This window comes from Chryseobacterium elymi, assembly GCF_003385495.1.
In the GTDB taxonomy this organism is placed as follows: Bacteria; Bacteroidota; Bacteroidia; order Flavobacteriales; family Weeksellaceae; genus Chryseobacterium; species Chryseobacterium elymi.
Genome location: NZ_QNUH01000001.1, coordinates 396,154 through 416,966, shown reverse-complemented (window position 1 = coordinate 416,966; position 20,813 = coordinate 396,154). Strand labels below are relative to the sequence as shown.

The window sequence follows — 20,813 nt, the reverse complement described above, 5'->3', positions numbered from 1 at the left end:
GCAATCCCGATAAAAAAGGAAAGCCCTGGAAAAAAAATACATATAAAAGAATGAAAAGATCTTTATTAAGCGTCTTAAGAACGAATACGAAACTTCTTAATTCAATTATATTTTTCACTTGCTGGTCCCAGGTTCATGCCCATGCTAATTCATATTATCTGAGTAAGCAGGAAAGCGTGGTGCCCATAATGAAAATTGATGATGCATTAAGAAACAATACGAATAAAGAAATTTCCGGTGATAATGTTACTGAAGATTCTAAGGTATCCGATAATATTCCGGAAAGTAGTTTTGATGGAAAGAATAAGAATTCAACCAATAGAATGCCTGTTCCTGTTACCAAAACGATCAGCAGTAAGGCATCTGTATCTGCATCCAATGAAAAAAGGTACTATATTTCTGATATCAGAGAAGGGATAATAGGAACGAATTCAGAACATCCGATTGATCAGATCTATGATAACGTCTTTACGATTTCTGTAGATGAAGAAATCAATCCTGCTTATCAGTATACCTTAGAATATGATTTGTATGGAGTCGACAACTATAAACAAGTCAGTAAAGTCATCAATGATGATTTAGCTATTGGCGGAAAAAATATCCAAAAAAATACGACCTGGATCCACCAGTCGGAACCCATAGCAGGTCAATCTATCAAACAAGGAAAGAATACGGTAATTTTTACCTTGCCTTATCTTGCAGACTATAGCTATAAGGTAAAAAACCTTAGGATAGGAATTTCTAATAAAAAACAGAATCTTGAAAATAGTATCGGCGTAAAATACAATGCCCAGTCTGTTTCAAAATTTGTTGGAAGTATCAGTAATTCTGAAAAACTTAATCTGGGTTCCGCGGAATTAAACATTCCAAAAGGAGTCCTTAAAAGTTCAGAAAACTTTTCAATCACAGCGCTTAGAGACATAGATATGCCTGCGATTACTCCTGAAATGGTAAACGTAACATCTGAAAATGCGGGGTATCGTTTCCTTCCTCATGGAGACCATTTTTCAGCTCCTGCAAAAGTATCTTTAGGATATGATAAAAGTAAAATACCAACAGGTTATACGGAACAGGATATCAAAACTTTTTATTTTGACAGGACAGAGAAAAAATGGATTGCTTTAGACAAAGACAGTGTCAATCTGCAGCAGAACATTTTGGTGTCAAAAACTACCCACTTTACAGACATGGTCAATGGGGTTTTAAAAGTTCCCGAATCTCCGGAAACGGGAAGCTATGCTCCTAACTCTATTAAAGATATTAAAGCCGCAAACCCTTCCGAGGGAATTGTAAGCATTGCACCACCATCTCCTAACAGTATGGGAAGTGTTACCACTAATTTTCCAATTAAACTTCCCGCAGGTAGAGCGGGAATGCAGCCGTCTTTAGGGGTAAGCTACAGCAGTGAAGGAGGAAACGGCTGGATGGGATTGGGATGGGATATGTCAATACCTGCAGTTTCCATTGATACCAGATGGGGAGTACCGAGATATGATGGAGGAACGGAAACCGAAATCTATTCGTTGGGAGGAGAACAGTTGACCTTTGAAACAAGCCCGGGTATATTTGCTATGCCTAACAGAAATGAAGGGTTTGAAAAAGGAAGAATACCGCACAGAAAATTTTATCCTAGAATTGAAGGTGCTTATAATAATATTGTAAGAAGAGGGACAAGTCCTAAAAATTATTTTTGGATTGTAACATCTAAAGACGGGACAAAATCTTTTTTTGGCGGAGAGGCCGGCGTAATTGATAATGCCGTTCTTAAAGATGCCAATGGAAATATAGGACATTGGGCTTTATATAAAACTGTTGATACCAATGGAAATTATGTGCTGTATACGTATGATAAATCAACTTATACCGGAAATCCAGGAAATGGAGGACAGGAATTGCATATTTCTCAAATTGATTACACTTTACACAATGCACAAAATTCGGCAAAAAAATATACAGTTCTATTTACCACAACTACTGGTAGAGAAGATGTTCAGATTAATGGAAGATTAGGTTTCCTTCAGATAGAATCAAAGAGGCTAAGCAAAGTTGAAATCAAATATGGTGATGAAAACGTAAGGAGTTATGAATTCGGGTATAAAAATGATGATAAAACTTTCAGGAAATCCTTATTAAAAAACATAACGGAGAAAGATGCGGCAGGCGCTGTTTTTTATACTAACAAGATAGAATATAATGAGGCTCCTGATGCCGCCAATATGTTTGGTGCACCTCAGTCTTGGGGAGCGCCGGATCATGCCAGTTTTTCCGGTTTGCTTTCTTCAGGACAATTATTCCAGGGGTATACCATGCTTTCAGGAAGCTTGGGAAAATCTACAGGAACCAATTTTGGCATTAGTGTAGGAGTATATAATTTTTCCTCTCCTCCTACAAGTGATACTGGCTTATTCAGTTTCAGACAAGGAACTGTTGGGGCACATGGCTCCATCAGTAATTCATCCTCAGAAAATCAGATTACTTTAATAGATATAGATGGGGATAACCTGGCGGACAGAGTATATCAGAATAACGGGGTTATTTCTTATTCTAAAAATTTATCAACGGCAACAAACGGGGTTCAGGCATTTGGCCCTGTGGTAAATGTTGGAAATTTACAGGATATAGGAAAGTCCAAGAACTCATCGTGGGGAGTAGGAATTGATGCTAATTTTGGTGGGGGAAGCCTTGGATTCGATTATTCCAATAGCACTAATACCACCTCATCCTATTTTATGGATTTCAATAATGATGGGTTGGTAGATTTTGTTAAAAATGGGAAAGTATACTTTAACAGACTCGTAGGAAATGTTCCTTCGTTTGATCCTAATAGTGGTTTGACTCCATATCCTATTAATGTTACAGCGACCGGTGTGCAGCCTTCAGTCTCATTATTTGATGATCAGGATAAAGCAGAGAAAAAGATGATGCTGGAACAAAATCCACTGCACGACGTTGTTCGTGTGTGGGTTGCTCCAAAATCCGGAACGATTACAGTTAAAAATGCTTTCAAATTGAATCAGATATCGTGTAATCCGGAAGAAGACTGTAGTAAGGCAGATGGGGTGGCAGTCTCTTTTCAGTATAAAGATAATGATCCGCTGGTTAATAATATCAATGTAGGGGATTATAACTTACATTCTTTTGGAGATCAGGTGATAAATATTGGCAAAGGAGAAAAATTGTATTTCAGGGTCTCTTCTAAATATGACGGGACAATGGATCAGGTTATATGGAATCCCGAAATAACTTATTCAACCCCAAATATTCCAGTTGTTGATAGTGATAACAGAGATTTGTCAACCTACAAATCACAGGAAGATTTTGTAAACTCCGGTACAAGCTCTTTCATGGTGGGAAATGCCGGGACATTAAATTTATATTTAAATAAAACAATCCCGCTGTCAGATGATGCTAAAATATTTCTGACAATCAATGATGTGGATTATCCTCAGTTCCCAATGACGATCGCCTCTGGCTCTACTTACAGCAATAGTGTTATTGGTTCACAGGTGAATTTAAATCCTAATGATAAAGTGTCTGTAAAAATATATACAGATACCCAGATAGATTGGTCAAACTTTAAATTAATTCCTGAATTTACCGAGACTTCAAGCGGTGAAAAAACATATTTGCAGGTAGAGTACAGTATGTATAATGATAGAGGAAATTTTGTAACCTATGCAACTCAATCGGCAGATATTGGAAAAAAGATTTCTGTAAAAGCATCATCCCTTCCTAATTTTAACGGGAAAAGCGGAAAGGTTGTTATCTCTGCAAAAATTAAAAATAAATTATTAACCAAGACAGTTTATAATGTTGTTAACGGTAATGTAACTCCAGTTTTTGGAACGCCATATACTATAGTCTCTCAGGATTTAAATGAGAATATATACCTGGAAACAACAGTAAGTAGTGAAGACAGAGACTTTATAAATAATATAACAAGCATTACCGGCACTCTAATAAACAATGGTCTCAATTATATAGACAACCCGAATAATTTATCAGTACAGTTGTCCGGTTCAAATACAGTGCAGCAAACAGGAACAATTGTAATCAATCAGGCTACAATGTTGAAGTTTGAATTAGGAAATTATGTTGCAGGAACATCAGCAACACTTGGTATAAATACATTTTTCCCTAACGGAACTTTATCCGGACAATCAGGAATGCCTGTATATTCGGAAACAATGCTGAACCCGGGGACCTATAGCTATACGCTGACATTTTCTCCTGGTGGCGCGCCATCAGCATTTACAAAATTATATATTGAAAATCCGGGCAGTGAAACTACCATAACAAGTTTTACAAATTCACCGCCGCATAAACCAATTCTGGGGTCGCAAACACCAACATCTGCATTAAGTTCAAATGAATATGACAACAGATTCGGTATACTTTATCGCGGTTGGGGAGGCTTTATCGTAAATGGGAATAATTTAAGTAAAAATACCATTGTAGAAGCCTATGATATTAATAATAACTTTGCCAATGGAGGAACTGCTGCCGAAATGAAGGTAGATGAAACCCGCTTGAAGCTGAGCAATGCTTATGGTACAGATCAGGGTATAAACCCTACAATTAACAACCCTATAATAGATCCTGATGGAAATATTACCATTGCAGATAATGATGGGGCATTATCAAAAAACTATTTCTTAATGATCAACTCTAATGTTAATAATACTGATAAAGGAAGATTACCAGATGTTGACCCAACCATATACATCTCTCAAAATACGATCAATACTTCACGTTTAGGAATACATAATATAGATTCTAATTTTGATAACCATTCACTAAGTCAGGCCGTCGGATCTGAATTGAATGCACCAAATATTCAGTTGAAAAATCAAAGTGTAAGTATTGGTGCCGGAGTAAGTGCGGGAGTGGCTGGAGTAAATGTGTCACAAACTCTTTTTTCTGAGGCCAAATCTGTCCGAAATGTACTAGATTACAATGGAGACGGCTTCCCGGATGATTTCAGTAAAACCAATGTAAAAATCACATATCCGGTAGGGTTTTTATCTGGAAATTCCTTAAATGTGGGAAGCCAGTCGATTTCAAAAGCCAGTTCTACTGGAATTTCATCCGGATATTCATTTGTACATGGGGAATCCACTAGAATGGCATTTATACAGACGGCGGGTAAAAACCCTAAGAATAAATCATTTAATGAGAATTTAATAGATAGTTCTGTTAAAAGTAAACAAGCAGCAACAAAGCTTTCAATCAGTGCAAATGGAGAAACTTCAAGTGAAAATTCTAAACAAACATTCTTAGATATTAATGGAGATGGTCTTCCTGATAAATTTAATACAAATAATTTTGAACTGAATATCGGAAATGGGTTTGCAGGAAATGATTCTTGGGGATCAGATATCAAACCGGAAGGTGTAGGAAATGGATTTGGACTGGGAGGAGGAATCAGTTTATTCAGAGGAAGTTTTGAATTTGGAGTTAATTTTAGCTCTAATACAAGTACAACGACAAAAGAACTGGTTGACATTAATGGTGATGGACTAGCAGACAAGGTTTTATACACAGGAAATAGTGCAACAGTATATCTAAACTTAGGAGATAGAATGTCCAGCACTCCGCTAAATTTAAATTTTCAGAATGGAAATGATATTCATAAAGATGTATCTATCAGTGTTGGAGGAAATGCAGCAGGAACTATTTTAATTCCTATTCCTATTATTGCAGGAGTAAGCGGGCTGAAACTAAATGTGACTTTAGGGGTTTCAAAAGGAAATTCAACTTCAAGATCTCATGCTACGTTCAGAGATATGAATGGAGATGGATATCCAGATCTGGTAACTTCTGATGATACAGATAATATTAAGGTACAACTTAACCAAACAGGGGTTACGAATCTTCTTAAAAAAGTGACCACGCCAATGGGGGGCTCTTGGGAAGTTGATTATGAAAGAGTAGGAAATACCTATAATATGCCTCAAAGTAAATACGTATTAAAAAGTGTAATTACCAATGACGGATTTACCGGGGATAATGCTTACAGTCCGGATGTATCAAAAATTACAGTAAATTATGAAGAACCTTATCACAGCCGAAGAGAAAGAACATTTTATGGCTTCAGACAAGTTACCATCAATCAGATTGATACAAAACAGGGTGGCGCCTCTTCCAATGTAATTTACAGAAAAACGATACAAAGATTTCACAATGGAAACTATTATTTAAGAGGATTATTAAGCACAGAAAGACTTTTTGATGCTAACGATAAAACATGGACAATAAAAACCAATGATTATTCTTTAAAAGAAATTCAAAATACAAATAATAATTTTCTTATTAAATACAATGAAGATGAAAAAACGTATCAAAATTACGCTTGTTTTGTAGCATTATTTCAAAACCAATCTATATTCCGTGAGGGCGATACCGGCTGGAAAAATATAATTACAAAAATAAATACATATGACCAGTGGGGTAATGCCACAGATTTAGAAGATTCAGGAGATCCGGATATTGGAGCATCTGAAATATTAACAAGTAAAGTAGTATACACTTTAATCAATCCGTCGGCATATATCATTATGCCAACCTCAGTGAAAAATACGGCAAGTGGTGTAACCAGAGAGAAAAAAGCAGAATATAACGCTAATGGTAATCTTTCTAAGATGACGGTCCTTAATCAGGGCGTGAATTATTCTGTTTATGATTTTGAGTACGACGTTTATGGAAATATAACTAAATCTACAGGGCCTGCAAATGTGCAGAATCAAAGATTCTTCCAGCAGTATACTTATGATGATAATGTAAAAACTTATCCGGTAAAAGTGCAGGATGCCTTTGGATACAGCAGCAAAACCCAGTATGATTTCCGTTTCGGAGTGCCGACTTACACTGAGGATATGAACCTGCAGCCAATGAAGTATGCATATGATGCCAAAGCAAGAACTACTGAAATTACAGGGCCATACGAATTATTTAACAACATTCCATGGACTATAAAATTTGAGTATAATCCGATTACGGATGCTCCGATTAATGCGACAAATGCACAATCTTTTGCAACAACCAAACATTATGATCCGGAATATACAGACAGTACTATCAATACCATTACCATTGCAGATGGTTTCGGAGGGGCGGTTCAGGTGAAGAAAACCGGAGATATTCATAATGAAGGAGTAAAATATATTGTAGGAGGAAAAGTAGAAGAAGATGCCTTTGGAAGAGCGTTAAAAACTTACTATCCGACAGTTGAAAGTGTTGGTTCAAATAATACACAGTATAATGCTGCCGTAGATAATATTGAGCCTACCATCAACCAATATGATGTATTAGACAGGGTGGTTTATACCAAACTGCCGGGAGAAAACCTGTTCTCAACAATTTCTTATGGTTTCGGAACAGATGTGCAGGGAAGAAATATGTTTCAAACAACCTTCAAAGATGAATTGGGAAGCATTAAGAAAACATATACTGACATCAAAGGAAGAACAACTTCGGTTCATGAAGTTTCAAACACCGGGGATATCAAAACTCAGTTTACCCATGATGCTATCGGCGAAATTCTTCAGGTAAAAGATGTAAATGGTAATATTACAACATCCGTTTATGATGATTTGGGAAGAAGGGTTTCTTACACTCATCCTGATAGTGGAGTGACCACTTACAAGTATGATCCGGCAAATAACATGACTTCCAAAACCAATGCAGCCAATGAGACGGTAGAATATCAATATGATTATTCAAGGCTGAAAGAAGTTAAATATCCTTTATATCCTGAAAACAACGTAAAATATTACTACGGAAATGCACTGGATGCTTCAGCGATGGATAATAATGCAGTAGGGAGATTATGGTATCAGACAGATGCTACAGGTACACAGTATCTGAAATACGGAAGACTAGGTGAACTTACTTACCAAAGACGTTCAGTTGCAGTGCCTGGAGCACAGGTTTACTGGTTCGGAACAGAATGGCAGTATGATACTTGGAATCGTGTGAAAACCATTACGTATCCGGATGGAGAAAAATTAACATACAAATACAACAGAGCAGGTAACTTAAACAATGTTGCCTCTGTAAAAGACGGTAATTCCTATCCGATGATCAATAGTCTAGGATATGATAAATTTGAACAGAGAGTATACCTGAAAAATGGAAACGGTACGGAAACAACATACGAATACGAGACAAACCGCAGGAGATTGTTGAAAATGTATGCCCAGAATACCAATACCAACAGGTTCTTCATGCAGAATGTATACCAGTACGATGTGGTATCTAACGTAATGCAGGTTCATAACAATGCTCCTGTCGTAAATGGTCTTTTAGGAGGAGGAACCAATTATGCATTCGGTTATGATGACTTATACCGTCTGACTTCGGCTTCAGGAAACTGGAGAGGAATCAATACATTGGCTCAGGAAGAACGCCACCGGTATACCGTTGCCATGTCTTATGATAATATGCACAATATCATGAGCAAAACCCAGAAGCATGAGTGGACGACAGGTGCCAGCAACAATAACTGGACGGCAATGGAACCAACTTCTTACAGGCTGAACTACAAATATGAAAATTCTTCACATCCACACGCTCCTACAACCATTGTAGATGAACCTAATTTAGTACCATCATCTACATGTTGTAACACGGATGATCCGGGAGTGAAGTTCCAACATTATAAATACGATGCAAAAGGAAATCCTACGACGATTGAACAGGAAACATGTACTTATACTGAAGCAAAAGCAGTATATCAGTGGGATGAAGAAAATCGCCTTCGTTTTGTAGATACCAATCCTTCTACTCCTGAAGTTGACGGGGCAGCGATCTACACTTATGATGCGGGAGGAGAAAGAATTATTAAAGATGTGATGTATTCAGGAATGCTTTTCAGAACAAGAGCAGAACAGACAAATACATGGCCGCAGACACTTATGACGTACCATTCAGCAACTATTTACCCGAATGGACTGTTGACGATGAACCTTTATTTTGATAGTCTTGGAGGTGTATCACTTCCTCGTTATACAAAACATTATTATGCAGGAAGCCAAAGAATAGTAACTAAGAATGGAACAAGCGATAATATTGGAGTTTTTGATTGTAACTGGCTGATCATTCCATTTGCAGGAAGTACTCCGCCGATTAATCCGGTCAATACATCAAATGTCATTCTGCAGACAGCTACTCAGGCTACTCTCGCGGTAATGCAGCAGAATAATATCACTCCACCACCTAATTACGGACAAAATGCAGGATACAACGGAGCTTGTGTTAATGATTATGCAGGAGATAAAGAAAAAGAAATCTATTGGTTCCATCCGGATCATTTAGGTTCCAGCAGCTTTATTACAAGTGCAGATGGAGAAGTAACCCAGAATATAGAATACTTCCCAAGTGGCGAAACTTTCGTGGAAAACCACAGAAATAGTAACTATAGCCCATACAAATTTAATGGCAAGGAACTTGATGCTGAAACAGGGTATTACTATTATGGAGCAAGATATTATAATCCTAGAGTTTCTCTTTGGTTAAATGTTGACCCACTTGCTGAGAGTTATTTATTATATCAGGATTATCCTGAAATACTTAATTCTGGCACATTGAATATGTATAGCTATACATTTCAGAATCCTGTTAAGTATACAGATTATGAAGGAGCCTTGCCAATTCCTGTTATTACGGGATTAATTGGAGGAGCAATAAATGTAGGTATCAATATTTGGGTACAGTCACAAGAAGGAAAGCTAGATTTTTCTAGTGGAAAAACTTGGGCTAGACTTGGAGTTGCAGCAGGATCTGGATTCATAGCTGGAGCGACAGGACACGTAGAAGTAGCTATGGCTGCAAATGGCTTAGGTAATTTGGGAGATCAGCTTATCTCTAATGGAGGTGATTTAAAGCAAGTAAATTATACTGCGGTTGCTGTAAGTACAGCTCTTGGAGGGGCTAGTACGAAAATGGGACAGGCATTAGTAAAAAGTAGGGTTGTAAATGGAGTTGTATATCCTATTGCAGATAGGCTAACTAGAAATGTTGCTATTTCAACAACTAGTAGATTTCAAGCGTCTTTATGGGAAAAAACGGGAGAAACAGCAGCTTCGAGACTTCTAAATAGGTCTACAAATGTATTTGGTTCTGTTGTTTCAAATGCTACAACAGGATATGTAGGAACTAAAAATGTACCCGATTATTTTAGAAATTGGTATAATTCTTCTACAAGATGGATATACAATAGAAAACTCCATAGACATCAAAAAGTAACTTTAAATGTTGGAATGCCAGTTGGTACTATAATCAGAGAATAAGATGAAAAATAATTTTCAACTAATTTTATTTATACTTGCATTTGCATTTGCAGGACTATTGTTTTCTGCTATTATTATTTTATTTATAAAACATTTTCCATTAGGAGAAAAGAGGAATATGGATTTATTTTTAATTGCATTAGCAATTGTGTCTATGTATTATATAGTAAAATGGATAATCAAAAAAATTAAGAGGTAGTCGCCCCCGCTGCACAAAGTCTGTGACTTTGAGTTGATAAAAAAAGCCATTGCAATTGCAGTGGCTTTTTTAAACGCCGGTATAAAGGATAGGAAATCTATTGGTTCCATCCGGATCATTTAAGTTCCAGCAGCTATATTACAGGAGCAGACGGAGAGGTAACCCAGAATATAGAATACTTCCCAAGTGGTGAGCTGTTTGTAGAAAACCATAACAAAGCAAGTAATAACAGCCCATATAAATTTAATGGCAAGGAACTTGATGCTGAAACTGGGTACTACTATTATGGAGCAAGGTATTATAATCCTAGAGTTTCTCTTTGGTTAAATGTGGATCCGCTGGCAGAAGAGTTTCCTGGAAGATCTCCATATGAATATACGTTTAGTAATCCGATTAATTTAACTGATCCTGATGGAATGTCGCCGGTAGATCCGAAACCAGGCTTTTGGAAAAGCTTTTTAGGATCTTTGGGCAGAGGAGCACTAGGAGTTGCAAGGCATATAATTAATAATCCTAATCATGCGGGTTATGGATATTCTCCAAATATGAAAACTCCAAAAGTTAGCGACTTTAGTCCTTACCAAATTAGTTGGAGTAGACAATTGGATCCATATTATCAAATTAATAGTTTTTCTTCGTCTTTGGTTGGAGGAACAGTTAATTTTGTTGGAGGATTGTATACATTGGATGGTGCAAGAACGGCGCGAGCTATACCAGATGTTGCATCTTCATGGGGGGTCTTTTTGGGTTCTCTAAAGCGTTCTCTGTAAGCAGTACAGGTGTTGCAAGAAGAGCCTTGCTAGATAAAGCAGGAGATATTTTATCTTCTTCAGGTAAGAAACCATATGTTATATCAGCAGTTATAGATTCTGAAACTGGAAGAGTATTTTATGGAACTAATAGAACTATAAAGTCAATGAATGAAGTAAACCCAACTCTAAAGTCCCATTTACCAAAGCAAAGTTTAGAGGAATGGTCTACCTATAATTGTGCGGAATGTGATGCCTTTAATAGTGCCCTAAACGCTGGGGCAAAATGGAAAAACTTGAAAGATATGCATACGATACAGTTTAAAAATGGCAAATATATTGATTTCACAAGATGTCAAAATTGCCAACAAACATTTAAAAGTATAAAACCCACTAGTGAATAGATTATGAAAAAAAAATCTGATTTTGAAAAAATTTCGATAAGAGGTAGATATATTTATGGATATTTATGTTTAAAGAAGTATATGCGAGATAAAGGGTTTCAGCCTTTACCAAATACCTTAGAAAAAGATATAGAGGAGTTTGTAATTTCAGGTGAATTAGATACATGGCATGAGAATGTTGAAGAAGTTCCACCATCAATAATTCTTAATAATGATTTTAATTCAGAATATTATGAAATAATAGACTTCAATTATTACAATGAACTTCGGGAGTATTATTTAAGCTTAAATCAAGAATGTTTAACTTTAATAGACAATTTGATACCTATTGGGATAGGTAACCTATATGGACAATTTAAATCAGAATTAACATTAGACTATTTAGAGAATATTATTGAAATTATGAATTATAATAAGCTGGAGCTTCCAAAAAGTGATTACATTGCCAACTTGACTGTTGATCAGAAAAATGGATGGGGTAATAGAGTCAATATGAAAGATTATATAAGTTAGTCTACCCGCTGCCCCCCGCTGCGCAAAGTCTGTGACTTTGAGCTATAGTAAAACAAAAGCCACTGCAATAGCGGTGGTTTTGTGTTTTATAAAGCAGCTACATTTTCATTAAAGAAGTCTTTAAATTTTTTCTTTGTAAGGTAAGTTTTTGGTAGCTTCTTGAGAATCCTTTATACGAAGTATGCTCTCGTAGGCAGGGACGGGTAAAATGGTCGAAATTTAAAAGGTGCTGATCTTTTCATAAAGCAAATAAATTTTCTACATTTATAAAAAACAATCAAACAGCTAATCAGCAGATATCCCAGCATTTCTTTGTTGAGGTTTTTATTTATCTTATAAAAAACTGACCGATGAATCCATCAGAAAAAAATATCCCCACCCATCATCTCACCTCCGAACAGTTTCAGCTGATGACTCTTGATACAGGACATCCGGAAAATTTTAATGATGTTCACCGTCACAATTTCTTTGAGATTATCTGGTTCAGTCATGTGAAAGAAAACAGCAGTTTGGAACTGGATTTTGAAAGTCATATCCTTAAAAATAACCAGATTTGCATTATTGCGCCGGGACAGGTATTCAATATGAAACTGAGAGGTGAAAAGGGGTATGTACTCGCTGTGAGCAGGGAAATCTTTAAGGAAGCCAGCGATATAGAAACAATCCTCACAGGAGGAACATGTCCTTTTTCTTTAGATCCTCAAAGCGGAGAAACCTGTAGTACAATCATCTCACTGATGGAAAAAGAATATAATGGATCTTCCAGGTTAGATTTATTAAAATCCTATCTGCGGGCATTCTGCATCATCATCACAGAACAGATTAGTCTGCAAAACCCATCAATTAATGACAGGCAGCGTATTCAAGAGCTAGTAAGCCTGATTGAAGAACATTATACAGCTGAAAAAGATACCCGTTTCTATGCTGATCAGATCAAAATAAGCACCCATCATCTCAACGATATTGTTCGTTTGTCCAGAGGAACGACTGTGAAAAAAATGATTGCTCAGAGACTTGTTTTGGAAGCTAAAAGGGAACTTAGCTTTGGTGCTTTAACCGTTAAAGAAATTGCTTTTAAACTGGGATTCAGCGACGCGTCTTATTTCTCACGTTTTTTCAAAAAACATACCGGCCGGAATCCGGAGGGATTTAAAGAAGGAAAAGCTTAATCTTCAGAAAGTTCTTTTAAATTCATTTTAAAATAATAAGTTTTCATAAAAATTACAAAATGTAATCCTCAGTTTGTGCTGGTCTTCCTTCAGTTACTGTATTGAAAAGCTATGTTTTTTACCGGAATTTTGCCAGGAGAAAAAACGATCTGTGTAGATCGTTGAATGATTGAACCCCTTTATGAGAAACTTAAGTATCGTAGTGTTTATTCTGGCACTGCTCAACACCCTGGAATCACTTAGTATAGATCTTTATCTGCCTGCTTTTCCGAGCATGGCCCAGATTTTTCAAACTGATATCGGACATATTCAGATTTCAATTTCTGTGTTTTTTGCAGGATTTGCCTTCGGACAATTACTTTGGGGACCTTTGTCTGACAGGACAGGACGTAAACCTATGCTGTACTGCGGACTTTTCCTCTTCATTATAGGTGCTACAGCGATATTTTTCACAGAAAATATTTACGTGCTTTGGGGGATGCGCTTTCTGCAGGCATTCGGTGGAAGTGCAGGAATTGTGATCGGGAGAGCAATCGTTATCGACCTTTATGACAGGCAGAAATCTGTAGCCATCTTTTCCCAGCAGTCTCAGATCAGCGGAATTGCTCCCATTGTTGCACCGCTTCTGGGAAGTGTTTTCCTTAAGTTTTGGGGCTGGAACAGTTCGTTCGCTTTTTTGGGAATAATGGGACTAATTACCCTTTTCATGGTTTATAAATACGTTCCTGAGACCAATTCAAGAACATCTCTTCCTAATCTTACCAAAGCCGAAAAAGAATTAAAGAGCCATTTAAAAGCAATTATTTCCAATAAAGAATTTATTAACAGCACGATGATTGGAAGTATTGCCTTCGCTTCTCTGATTATTTATATTTCTAATGCACCGTTTTTATTCATGAAACTTCACGGATTTTCCAGCGGTATTTTTAGTCTGATATTTGGGTTTAATTCACTGGCACTGATAACGGCAGCATACCTTACTCCTAAATTAATAAAGAGAATAAGTGATACAAAACTTTTACTGACAGCCACTTTTCTATTGCTAGTGGTTTGTACCCTTCATGTTTTGATAGCTGCGTCTGATCTTTCTGTGACTTTAGAAATTATAATGCTGTACCTGTCATTGCTGGCTATAGGAATTCTTTTTCCCATCACTTCTGCTCATGCGTTGTCTCCTTTTAAAGAAGGGCGTGGTACAGCAGCTGCTGTAATGGGCTTTATGCAGCTGATGGTTACCTTTTTACTTTCAGGACTGGTTGGATTTTTAGAGGCAGATTCCATTATGCCAATGGTTATTCTGCGTGCAGGCATTGCACTCATTGCGGTTTGGTTTGCTTACCGTTCATTTAAGAATAAAAAAGACTTGATATAGCCTAGTAGCTTTGATCTTACATAGGGTGAGGTATTTATATTATCATACTGGTTTTCCGTTTGGTCATACTATTCGAGCACTTAATCAAGTAATTTTTGTGACCGCCTTCTAAAAGTATCTCTTTGCATAAAATTTAAATTATGAAGAGAAATCTTTTGGCAGCGTCTTGCTGCCTGCTCGGATATTGGGTCAGTGGACAATCCGGAATATCAGGAGAGCTTAAGACCGAATATATACCTTTTTCCAGTTACATACGTCCGGAAGACAGTGTGAAAACCAATTCCAAAAGTAACTTTAAAAGAGCAGATCTTAACCTCAGCATTCCATTGTCAGTAAAAAAGGACAGCAGCGGAAAGATAAAAGCCTGGTCACTTTTACTTAGCGGATCATACGCGAAAATGATTCATAAAGACTATGAAAAGCAGCTGTTTCCTGATCAGATGCTGAATGCACAGGCCGGAATCCAGCACATAAGACCATTAGGGAAAAAATGGAGCATGATGATGACAGCTACAGTAGGAGTTTATACAGATCTTGAGCAGATCAGCTCTGATGATATTCTCGGGCAGGGAGGTGTATTATTTATCAGACATTTCAACCCCAATCTCGCTTTGGGAGGAGGGCCCGTGTTGACAACTGCCTTTGGAGTTCCTATGATATTGCCGTGGATCTATTTTGATTGGAAAACAAACGGTAAAATTAAATTCAACATCAATTTCCCGGAAGGAATGGAAGCGGGCTACCTGTTTTCAGACAGATTTGCTTTAAAAGCCGTAGTAAACCTCAGCGGAATGACTGTAGAAAGAAATAAAGACGGAAAATCAATGTTACTGGGTTACCAACAGGTCACAGCCGGAATCAGGCCGGAACTGAAACTGAATGACAAGCTGAGTATCCGCCTTACAGGAGGAACAGCCCTGTTGAGAAGTTTCAATGAAAATGACAGGAAGATCAAAAGTATTTTCAAAGACAAAAAAATAGCAGATCCCAAATTTGCCACCACATTTTATGTAGCCGTATCGCTGAGGTGGAATTTGCCTTAAGAGTATAGATGGAAGATGGGAGCAGGAAGAAGAGAGATGTTCTTAACGGCTTCAATAACTTCCCGCTCCAATCTCCCATCCTTATTCATATAATTTGATGAGATAGGTTTAAATAGAAAAGTAGAACATTTAATTTTCGAGAATAATAACTTCCATCATCCCTCTTCCTTTCCAAATTTACTTACTAATAAGCTTCTTATACACAACCTGATTGAGCAGTTCTTCTTTTCGGGTGCGGGAAATAGGAAGCTCTGTTTTATTGATGTAAAGACGTCCGCCTGAGATCATGTCGATGTGGATAATATTGATCAGGAAAGATTTATGAATCCTGAAAAAATGTTCGGATGGCAGAGATTCTTCAATAGCTTTCATCGTTTGGTGGATGACCAGAGACTTGTCTTTAAAGTGCAGTTTCGTATAGTTCTGCATGCTTTCAATATACAGGATATCTACCCAGGAGACTTTTATAAAGGTATCAGATTGCCTTACATACAGAAAAGGATCATCAAAAGGAGAGCTCTTTTTCATCTTTTCAGAAACAATAAACTGCTGTTGTGCTTTGTTCACTGCTTGATAAAAACGGTTAAAGGCAATGGGTTTCAGAAGATAATCCACAACCTGCAGCCGGTAGCCTTCCAGGGCATATTCGGAATAGGCGGTTGTGAGAATACATAAAGGAGGATTTTCAAGCTGTTCCAGGAACTCAAGACCGCTTAAATAAGGCATATTAATATCCAGAAATAGAAGGTCAATTTCTTTTTCCTTTACTATTGCATCAGCTTCCAGTGCTGTGGCACAGGTACCTTCAACGGATAAAAAGTCGATCTGGTCCGCCAGCTCTTTAAGGTGAAACCTGGCCAGAGGCTCATCATCGATGATCAGGCATTTCATTTTAGGGATATTACTGCTCATTATTGTCAGATAATTGTAGGGTTAAGGTTACTTTGTATACATTATCGGCTGCCATAATGGTAAGTTCGTGGGCATTCGGGTACTGTAATTTTAAACGTTTTTGTACATTTTGAAGCCCAATTCCGCCGAAGCCGTCCTTTTTATAGGTTGCCGGTTCTGAATAAGAGTTTTCGGCATAAAACAAAAGAAAACCGTCCTTCTCTATACAGGAAATCTTTACATAACCTTTATGCCCAGGCAGTCTGCAGACATATTTAAATGCATTCTCGATAAATGGAACCAGAAGAAGAGGAGCTATAAATGATTTTTTATTTCCGGTACTCCAGTCTGCATTCACCTCCAGCTCATTTCCCCATCTTAATCTTTCAACTTCTACCAGATTCTGCAGATGGTCAATATCTTTATCCAGAGGAACCAGACTCTGGCTGCAGTGATAGAGCTGGTAACGGAGAATGTCTGAAAATTTAAGAAGCAGATAATCAGCAAGTTTTGTATCTGTTTTCATCAGAATATGAATATGATTCAAAATATTGAAAACCACATGAGGGTTGATCTGATCCTGCAGAAGTTTAAGCTGATTCTCTAAATGAGCCTGCTGAAGAAGAATATGATCCCGTTCTATTTTTCCGTGCTCCTGGTAAAACTTGATGCCGCAGACAGATCCGTTAACAAGAAAAGAAGCAGGAAGGGCCAGATAAAATCCTTTCCATAAAAACGGAAGATGATCCACGAAATCAGCAGGTAGCTGGTTTTTTGAATTGATCTCAATATAGGTGAAGATTAAGGAATAGATAAAGCTCAGTAATAGTATAATTCCGGTGGCCTGAATCAGAAATACCTTCATCCTTTTCGATCGCAAGGCATCAGGAAGAAGCCTTGTTGTGAGAAAATGAGTAAAAAGAAATGAACTAATGGCAAGGACGATCGTCTGGAATACAGCAGAGGTCTTATCAGACGTCGCCTGAAAGTTGATATATACTGCAATGGCAAAAACGAGCCAGAAAATCGTAACAAAAAAATATTTTCTTAAAATAAAAGGTTTTGTCATGGATAAGATAACGTAGGTTATAAAAAATTAGAAACCGCTGGGCGCAGTTTCTAATAGGTAAAGGTACTTTTAAGTTTTTAGAATAAGAAATATCCTATTCCGAGCGTAAAGCCGTTGGGCTTGGATTTAAACTCCTTACTGATGCTCGTAAGTCCTGTCTCATACCTAAGGTCTGCTGTGAAATTTTTATAATCTACCCCGATACCTCCGGTAATTCCGATGTTTGATTTATCAAAGCTTTTAAAACCTTCCTGCAATGCTCTGGATGTCGACAGATTGTTTTTGAATGCATAGCTGTAAACTCCTCCGGCAAATGCCCTTACATTAAAATCCTTGGTATTGATCAATTTATAACCGACTACTATAGGAATGTCAATAGAGTTCCAGGTCAGCTTTGGAGAACTTCCGTCTTTGGAATTGTAAGAAGTCTTTCTTTTGTTGAATAAAGCTTCCCCCTGCACATAGAGGCTTCCAATATCCATTCTTGTCATAATTCCTCCCTGATATCCAAAACCATATTTTCCTTCCAATGCAGAAGACTCCGTTGAGGTTTTTGTATAGGTTGCTCCCCCCTTTATCCCAATGTGGAAGGCCGGAGTTTGCTGTGCTTTGGTTTCAACCGAACAGGTAATACATAATAAAAGTGAGCTTAGTGCTAAAATTTGTTGTTTCATAAATTGCTGTAATAATTTGATGCAAAACAACAACTATGTGGGAAACGATGAAATTTTATTTGATGAACGGCAGTAATGCCTGGATAAGACTCTGGTTTTATCTGAAAAAGGATAAAAAAATCGGAAGATCTAACTTCCGATAAATTTTCGTTAAAAAGGCTCTTCTTCACAAATGGTTGGTGGAATGCATCCACCTCCACCAGGATTTCCACCGCCTATGGTAATACATTTTCCCGGATTTCCGTCTTCATATAATTCACAGCCGTTCCCGAAAGCACATTCACAGTCTGTCCAGCAATACGCAGAATCACCATTCATATGACATCCGCTTATTCCGGAACCGAGAATCGTTGACAGATCCTTTCTCAAAAGTTTTTTCATTTTTCTCATAATAATTGATTTTTAAAGTTAAAAATTTGATGTTGAAGTAAATATAATCAAAAAAAACATTTATTTTTCATTAATAAGAGAAATAATAGAGGGTAATTTTTTTTAGTTGTATGAAATTATAAACCCGCTGTCTACACAACGGGTTTGATTATTATTTACTGAAATTTAATTGTAAAGGAAGATTAACCACAGAAAGAACAGGTCGTCCATTCGATTCTGCAGGCTTCCATTTGCCTTTGTCCCTGATCCGGTAAAAAGCAGCTTCTATAAATGCATTCACATCTTCATTATTTCCTTTTACTTTCACATTGGAAGCATTTCCCTTAGAGTCTAAAGTAAATTTCAAATTTATTTTATAGGGATTGACTGCAAAATTCAGGAAAGTAAGATCGACCGCTTCATTTAAAAGCTTTTGAAAAGCAGCTTTTCCTGCCTCATATTCTGCTTCCCTGGTGATCTTAGGCTCCATAGGAGGTAGAGCGTCCGTTATCATTTTCTTTTCTTCCTCAGAAATTTTCTCTAAAGCATTTTTATATGCCGATATTTTTTCCTCAGTAATTAGCCACTCCTGCTTAGTTCTTTCATCATTAGGTTTCGGATATTTCTTGTATAAAGATTTTATTTTTCTTTCATACCTGGAATCTGCCTTCTGGAATTCAGATACCTGGGCATTGCTGAATGTAAAAAACAGAATGAATGCTAATGCTGAAAGTTTTTTCATAGGTATTAAACTTTTACAATATTAATGATCACCTCAGTTGCTTTTTCCATACTTTCCAGAGCAACATATTCGTAAGGACCGTGGAAGTTCATTCCTCCTGCAAAAATATTCGGACAAGGAAGTCCCATATATGATAGCTGGGCTCCGTCTGTACCTCCTCTGATCGCTTTGATTTTAGGTTCAATACCAGCTTCTTTCATGGCTTTTGCAGCAAGGTCGATGATGTGCATTTTTCCTTCAAACTGCTGCTTCATGTTTCTGTACTGCTCTTTGATTTCAACTTCAGCGGTTCCTTCCCCATGCTTTTGATTGAATTCAGCTACTTTTTCCTGCATGAATTTTTTTCTGGCTTCATATTTTTCCTCATCATGATCACGGATGATATATTGAAGCTTAGCCTCAGAAATATCAGCTGTAATATCCATTAAATGATAGAATCCGTCAAAACCTTTAGTTATAGCCGGAGTTTCATTCTCTGGAAGCATCTGGATAAATTCAGCGGCTAAAAGACCGGCATTCACCATTTTTCCGTAAGCGTAACCCGGGTGAACGCTCAATCCGTGGATTTTTACCACAGCTCCTGCAGCATTGAAGTTTTCATATTCCAATTCTCCCACTTCACTGCCGTCCATAGTATAAGCCCATTCCGCGCCGAATTTAGCTACATCAAATTTATGGGCTCCTCTTCCAATCTCTTCATCAGGCGTAAATCCTACAGCAACTCTTCCGTGCTTAATTTCCGGATGCGCTATAAGATATTCGGCAGCCGTTACAATTTCTGCACAGCCAGCCTTGTCATCAGCTCCCAAAAGCGTATTTCCGTCTGTAGTGATCAGCGTTTGCCCGATATGTTGTTTTAAGCTTTCAAATTTTGAAGAAGACAGCGTGAATCCGGTGGTTTCATTTAACAGAAGATCGCTTCCGTTATAGTTTTCCCAAATCTGTGGTTTCACATTTTCACCACTGAAATCCGGTGAAGTATCATAATGTGAGATAAAACCAATGGTAGGTCTGTTATCATCTTCCAGGTTAGAAGGAATATATCCCATAATATAACCATTGTCATCAAGAGAAACATCTTCCAGACCAATAGTTTTCAGTTCCTCAGTAATATATTTTGCAATGTCCCACTGGCGTGGAGTAGAAGGAGTCGTTTCGCTTTCTGCATCACTGGTTGAATATATTTTTACATACGCGAGAAAACGGTTTAATAATTTCTCTTTCCACAATGGGTTGAATTCTATTATACTCATCAATCATAAATTTCCAACAAATATACAATGTAAATTTTTCAATTTTCAAATTTAGGCCATCTTTCTGGCATATTGCA

The 20,813-nt window shown here is 37.3% G+C and carries 13 protein-coding genes; 7 read left to right on the top strand and 6 right to left on the bottom strand.

From position 1 onward, the window contains the following. The first annotated feature begins 50 nt into the window (after window positions 1-50). The 7 genes from DRF60_RS01770 (at window position 51) to DRF60_RS01735 (ending at window position 15,738) form a co-directional block, all read left to right on the top strand. On the top strand, window positions 51-10,289 hold the full coding sequence (locus DRF60_RS01770; RefSeq protein ID WP_116010400.1) for a SpvB/TcaC N-terminal domain-containing protein: 10,239 nt from the start codon (window positions 51-53) through the stop codon (window positions 10,287-10,289). Between the two features lie 294 nt (window positions 10,290-10,583). Further along, window positions 10,584-11,258 carry an RHS repeat domain-containing protein gene (locus DRF60_RS01760; protein ID WP_116010398.1) on the top strand — a complete coding sequence of 225 codons (675 nt, stop codon included), beginning with the start codon at window positions 10,584-10,586 and terminating at the stop codon, window positions 11,256-11,258. Beyond that, window positions 11,219-11,641 (top strand): hypothetical protein, encoded by a 423-nt coding sequence (locus DRF60_RS01755; protein ID WP_123902613.1) that lies wholly within the window; start codon window positions 11,219-11,221, stop codon window positions 11,639-11,641. The genes DRF60_RS01760 and DRF60_RS01755 overlap by 40 nt, the downstream gene beginning before the upstream one ends. A 3-nt stretch (window positions 11,642-11,644) precedes the next feature. Beyond that, a complete protein-coding gene (locus DRF60_RS01750) occupies window positions 11,645-12,154 on the top strand; it encodes a hypothetical protein (protein ID WP_116010396.1) in 510 nt (169 codons plus the stop codon). A gap of 350 nt (window positions 12,155-12,504) precedes the next feature. Then, entirely contained in the window at window positions 12,505-13,323 is an 819-nt protein-coding gene (locus tag DRF60_RS01745; RefSeq protein ID WP_116010395.1) for a helix-turn-helix domain-containing protein, read from the top strand. Between the two features lie 181 nt (window positions 13,324-13,504). Beyond that, window positions 13,505-14,695, top strand: a complete 1,191-nt coding sequence (locus DRF60_RS01740; RefSeq protein WP_116010394.1) for a multidrug effflux MFS transporter — start codon at window positions 13,505-13,507, stop codon at window positions 14,693-14,695. A 140-nt stretch (window positions 14,696-14,835) separates the two neighbouring features. Beyond that, a complete protein-coding gene (locus DRF60_RS01735; protein WP_116010393.1) occupies window positions 14,836-15,738 on the top strand; it encodes a DUF6268 family outer membrane beta-barrel protein in 903 nt (300 codons plus the stop codon). A 177-nt stretch (window positions 15,739-15,915) separates the two neighbouring features. Here the strand turns inward: DRF60_RS01735 and DRF60_RS01730 are convergent, their stop codons facing one another. The 6 genes from DRF60_RS01730 to pepT form a co-directional block, all read right to left on the bottom strand. Next, complete coding sequence (locus DRF60_RS01730; RefSeq protein WP_116010392.1) at window positions 15,916-16,650, bottom strand: LytR/AlgR family response regulator transcription factor; 735 nt, start codon at window positions 16,648-16,650, stop codon at window positions 15,916-15,918. Further along, window positions 16,640-17,698, bottom strand: a complete 1,059-nt coding sequence (locus DRF60_RS01725) for a sensor histidine kinase (protein WP_116010391.1) — start codon at window positions 17,696-17,698, stop codon at window positions 16,640-16,642. The genes DRF60_RS01730 and DRF60_RS01725 overlap by 11 nt, the downstream gene beginning before the upstream one ends. Before the next feature lie 77 nt (window positions 17,699-17,775). Beyond that, window positions 17,776-18,372: a porin family protein gene (locus tag DRF60_RS01720; RefSeq protein ID WP_116010390.1), complete on the bottom strand. Its 597-nt coding sequence runs from the start codon at window positions 18,370-18,372 to the stop codon at window positions 17,776-17,778. A gap of 150 nt (window positions 18,373-18,522) precedes the next feature. Beyond that, the gene (locus DRF60_RS01715) at window positions 18,523-18,762 is read right to left on the bottom strand and encodes a hypothetical protein (RefSeq protein WP_116010389.1); all 240 of its coding nucleotides are present in this window, start codon (window positions 18,760-18,762) and stop codon (window positions 18,523-18,525) included. A gap of 151 nt (window positions 18,763-18,913) precedes the next feature. Further along, the gene (locus tag DRF60_RS01710; RefSeq protein WP_116010388.1) at window positions 18,914-19,483 is read right to left on the bottom strand and encodes an energy transducer TonB; all 570 of its coding nucleotides are present in this window, start codon (window positions 19,481-19,483) and stop codon (window positions 18,914-18,916) included. A gap of 5 nt (window positions 19,484-19,488) precedes the next feature. Then, a complete protein-coding gene (pepT, locus tag DRF60_RS01705; protein WP_116010387.1) occupies window positions 19,489-20,736 on the bottom strand; it encodes a peptidase T in 1,248 nt (415 codons plus the stop codon). Window positions 20,737-20,813 lie beyond the last annotated feature (77 nt).